Below are 5261 nucleotides of genomic sequence, written 5' to 3' on the forward strand. Positions count from 1 at the left end.
TATGATCCGTTAGTGGACGCCTCTGACCATGAAAAAATTAGTCAAGCATTGAATACTTCTAAACAGGCATTAGAGGTAAATGCATCTAAAACCTTAGATCACATGGCGTATTTAAATAGAATAAAAAGCTAATTTAACGGTTAAAAATGCGATTATTATTAATTTCGCTGTAATGGCTCTTGTGACGGCTAATGATAGTCGTCATGATTTACTGGTGCACATTCGTTGGCTTCTTCACGTTTTCTCGCCCATCTTCTAAATGTCATTATTAACATTGGAGGATGCATACGAGGCATTATTCGAGGTTAGCATAGTACAACTCAATTATTTTCTTCATGTCTGCTCATCGCTAACTAGGAAGGCAATTAGTTGAAAAATCCAATATTGAAAAGTATTTAATTTTTATACCGAACTTATACCATACATGGTATTAGGTTAACTAAACGCGCCATCACTAGCTTTACAAATATAAATGCTAGGTTCTATACCGTACTTTTTAGGGTATTGCTCCTTCACTACAGCAGATACCTGTTCAGTAATATTATTTGGCAATAAAGCCACAATACAACCGCCAAAGCCACCACCTGTCATACGTACGCCTCCCTTTAAACCAATCTCTTGGGCTATCAATTCAACTAAACCATCCATTTCTTTAGTGGTGACTTCAAAGTCATCCCTAAGCGAATTATGAGACGCTTGCATAAGTTCGCTCATGGTTGCGAGATCATTATTTTTCAGTGCTTCAAGAGCGGCAACTGTTCTTTCATTTTCACTGATAACATGACGAGCTCGTTTGTATAGGTCTTTAGTAAGTTGTGACTGAGCGCCTTCTAATTGAGCCATAGTCACAGCACGTAAACTCGGCTTGCCAAAATAATTGGCTACATGATCACATTGTTCACGGCGTAAATTGTATTCACTATCCACTAAGCCACGTTTTACGTTTGAATTAACAATTAAGATAGACACATCTTTTGGAATAGGGGCATATTCAAAGGTTAGATTTTGGCAGTCCAACAACATAGCCTGCCCTTCTTCACCCATAGCTGAAATCAACTGATCCATGATGCCGCAGTTACAACCGACAAAATTATTCTCAGCCATTTGGCCCAGTTTTGCTGCCATTACTCCATCTAACTTAAGCTTGTATAAATCAGCAAATGTTTTGAGAATAGCAATTTCAAAACTAGCTGATGAACTCAAACCAGCTCCTTGAGGTACATTGCCTGTTACAGCAAAGTTTGCCCCTTTTATATGAGGAAACTCTGTCATCAAGGCTTGCAAAGTACCTTGCACATAATTACTCCACATTTTGTTTTGGTCGAACTCAAACTCATTCAATATAAAACTTGTAGATTGTGCATCACAGTCATGTGCATACACATGCACTTCTAAATCATCTCGCTTTGAAGCTGCGATATTAGTACCAAAATCAATTGCTGCTGGAAACACAAAACCGTCATTGTAGTCGGTATGATCACCTATGATGTTCACTCGACCAGGTGCGTGACAAAAGATATTAGCAACGTCATTAAACTTGTTTTTGAATAGCTGTTTTACCAGAATTTCTTGATCCATTATTGAGCCTCCAAATAATGCGTGCCTGATTGGTTCCTTAATCTATCTGCGGCTTGTTCTGCGGTTAAATCTCGCTGTGCTTCAGCCATCATTTCGTAACCCACCATGAACTTACGCACACTTGCAGAACGCAACAAAGGCGGAAAAAAGCTTGCATGTAAAGTCCATTCTTTATGCTCACTTCCATCATAAGGGGCACCATGCCACCCCATAGAATATGGGAATGAACACTGAAATAAATTATCGTATTTAATCGTAATACGTTGCAGAATATCGGCTAAGGATGCTTTTTGAGACTCGCTGAGATCTGTCATTCGTTGTACTGCAAATTTAGGCAATAATAATGTTTCAAAAGGCCACGCAGCCCAATATGGCACAACTACTAACCACTCTTGATTTTCTACTACGACTCGTTCTTGGTTAGCAGATTCTTTTTCAGCATAATCTTGTAAAAGCTTACTACCATAAGTTTGCTGATAAGCGAGTTGTGACTTTTGCTTTTTAGCTACCAAGGTAGGTAATTGTTGTTGCGCCCAAATTTGTCCATGTGGGTGGGGATTCGAGCACCCCATCACACTACCTTTATTCTCAAACACTTGAACCCAATGATATAATTTACCCAATTCACTACATTGGTTTTGCCATGTATCAACCACCTGAGTGATGTCTTCTACAGATAACTGAGGCAAGGTTTTACTATGATCAGGTGAAAAACAAATGACTCTGCTTTCACCTTGTTCAGAAGCCATTTTAAACAATGGGTCGTCTTGCTTAATTTGTGGAGTATCTTGTTTTAACGCGGCAAAATCATTAGTAAACACAAACGTATTTTGGTACTTGTCGTTTACTTCGCCATTAATTCGCGTATTACCAGCACATAAAAAACAGCTTGGGTCATAACTAGGCTTTTGCTCTTGTTCGACACTTTCAACTTGCCCTTGCCAAGGGCGTTTAGCACGGTGCGGTGACACCAATACCCATTCGTCAATTAATGGGTTATATCGTCTATGGGGATGTTCGGTTGGATCAAATATGTCAGTCATAATTTCCAGCTATCTAATGAATGAGGTCTGCACAAAGAAAGGGTTAACAAAGTTAACCCTTTAATTTTAAAGCTTGAATTTTACTTAGAAAACGCCGCATAGATTGCCACTACAGCTACAACAAGAATGATACTTGCTACTTTAGTGCCTTTCCAAGGTGTCATGTCAATTGGTGTATTGGTAGTAATTTCCCACGCTTTTTCCCGTGGAGCCACTTTCGAGCCAATAAACATGATTAACATTAATGAGCCAAATACAATGCCCATAGTATGGAAGTTACTAATACCCGTTAAGTCAGAAGTATTAGCCCCACCATTTAGCGCAGGGTAAACAATTAATAACCCTACCATCACAACTAAGCCAATTACCATTGAGTAAAAGGCAGCTACCGAAGGAACACGTTTGTTCAACATGCCCATTACCACTACTGAAAAGATTGGAATTGCATAAATACCATTCATGGTTTGTAAGTAGCTGAAAATACTTGATGTTTTAGATAACAACGGCGCTCCGAACATAGCTGAAATGGCAATAACGGTAACGAATAACTTAGCGGTTTTAACCGTTTTCTCATCACTTGCCGTTGGGTTTATGACGTGTTTGTACAAACCGATTGAAAATAAGGCAGAGGTCGAATTAAGTGCAGCGTTAAATGAGCTTAAAATAGCGCCCACCATTACCGCGGCAAAAAAGCCTGTTAACTGAGCAGGAAGTACATCAGCCACTAACCGTCCATAGGCATCGTCATTACTTACGCCTTGACCAAAATATAAGTGATAAGCTACTAAGCCAGGCAAGACCAAATAAATAGGCCCTAGTAATTTTAATGCGCCAGTCAAAAGCACACCTTTTTGACCTTCGGCTAAACTACTAGCCCCAAATGTACGTTGGATGATTTGTTGGTTAGTACACCAGTAAAATAAGTTAAGTAATGCAACACCGGTAAATATGGTTGAAAATGGCACTTCAGAATCTAACCCTTCTGCGCCAGTTGAATCCATACGCTCTGGATGCACTGTGTTTAAGGTATCCCAGCCTGCCATGATCCCGCCTTCCCCACCTAATACATACAGTGCAAATGCGGCAATCATGAAGCCACCAATTAACAAGCCAATACCATTAATGGTATCAAGTACCGCTAACGTTCTAAGCCCGCCAAATCTAGAGTACATCATACCCGCTAGACCAATAGAGATACAGGTAATAGTCAATAGCGTGAACTCGCTTTCAATGCCAGTTAAACTGTGTAAATCCATCATGTTAATTAAGCCTTTCGCGCCACTGTATAAAACAATGGGGATTAGCAAGAGGGCATAGGCGGCAAGAAAGATTGAATTAGCTAAGGTTTGGGTACGGCCATCAAAACGTTGCTCAAGAAATTGAGGAACAGTTGTGATACCTGAACGTAAAAACTTAGGTAAAAAGTATGCTGCCATCAATACCAAAGCAAGCACAGCAATGACTTCCCAAGCCATAACGGCTAAGCCATTTTTATAGGCTGAACCATTTAACCCTACCATTTGTTCGGTTGATAAGTTTGTTAGTAGCAAAGAGCCTGCAATAATTGGAAAGGTTAAGCTTCTGCCACCCAAAAAGAAGCCATCGCTACTTTTGTTTTCATAATTTCGAGTTAAATACCACGTCAGGCCAGCGGCAAAAAGTGTAAAAAGTAAAAAGGATACTATTGTCATAATTATGCACTTTATTATTGGTTATTAATCTACGTTAATAGATTGAAATAGTTAGATAAATATTAATTTTTAACATCTCAAACATGAAATGAAATTAATGGTTAGAAAAAGCGAATACTGTTTTTGAAAAAAAGGGCTCGTTTGGTTTTACCAATATGGTTTCAAAATTTTCTTCTGCGGGTGCATTTGGCAGTTGCCCGGTTTCGATACAAATCCCTTGACGAGCTTGGTAAGGCAATCCACCTTTACCTACAACACTAGGCGCCAAGTAATTTGCGCTGTATAACTGACCTCCTATTTCTGTGCTACTCACTGTCATTTTCCTGCCTGACTTTGGTTCGTACAATTCGGAAAATAGGGTTAATTCTCCTCGTTTACTTTTAGCTTTAAAATAATGGTCATAACCTTTGCCCAGCAATAATTGTTTATTCTGACTATCAATATCTTGGCCTATTGGTTTAGCGGTTAAAAAATCAAAGGCTGTGTTTTTTACAGCTAGTAAATTGCCAGTTGGGATCCCTTCCTCGTCAAGTTCAACTAGGTCTTCAGCATGAATTGTTAACTCATGTTTTAATACAGTTTGGTCTATTCCAGAAAGATTAAAATAACTGTGCTGGGTGGGGTTAAATACTGTGGGTTTATCGGTAGTAGCTTGATAAGTGACGGCTAATTCACCTGAGTTGTTTATTTGGTAGGTGACTGTCGCCTCTAGTTTGCCCGGATACCCTTCTTCGCCATCTTGACTGGTATAAGACAAAATAATACTGGCAGAATCTTGGGTCACGGTTGTTTTAGCCTGCCAAACGACTTTATCAAACCCTTTATTACCTCCATGTATGTGATGAGGTTTTCTGTTGGTTGTGAGTTGGAAGTCGGTTCCATCTATATGTGCTTTACCGTTACTTATCCTATTTGCATAACGGCCCACTATGGCGCCAAAGAATCTATT

4 protein-coding genes are annotated in these 5261 nt (G+C 39.4%); all 4 read right to left on the reverse strand.

Going from position 1 to position 5261, the window contains the following annotated elements:
* Nucleotides 1-435 precede the first annotated feature (435 nt).
* Nucleotides 436-1578 carry a galactokinase gene (galK, locus tag ACSHXM_RS20725; RefSeq protein ID WP_435692125.1) on the reverse strand — a complete coding sequence of 381 codons (1143 nt, stop codon included), beginning with the start codon at nt 1576-1578 and terminating at the stop codon, nt 436-438.
* On the reverse strand, nt 1578-2621 hold the full coding sequence (locus ACSHXM_RS20730) for a UDP-glucose--hexose-1-phosphate uridylyltransferase (RefSeq protein ID WP_435692127.1): 1044 nt from the start codon (nt 2619-2621) through the stop codon (nt 1578-1580). The genes galK and ACSHXM_RS20730 overlap by 1 nt, the downstream gene beginning before the upstream one ends.
* A gap of 80 nt (nt 2622-2701) precedes the next feature.
* The gene (locus ACSHXM_RS20735) at nt 2702-4312 is read right to left on the reverse strand and encodes a solute:sodium symporter family transporter (RefSeq protein WP_435692129.1); all 1611 of its coding nucleotides are present in this window, start codon (nt 4310-4312) and stop codon (nt 2702-2704) included.
* 94 nt (nt 4313-4406) lie between these two features.
* Nucleotides 4407-5261, reverse strand: an 855-nt coding sequence (locus ACSHXM_RS20740) for an aldose epimerase family protein (protein WP_435692131.1), incomplete at its 5' end; no start/stop codon positions are given.

Origin of the sequence: Paraglaciecola sp. (assembly GCF_051252315.1) — a bacterium.
Taxonomy (GTDB): Bacteria; Pseudomonadota; Gammaproteobacteria; order Enterobacterales; family Alteromonadaceae; genus Paraglaciecola.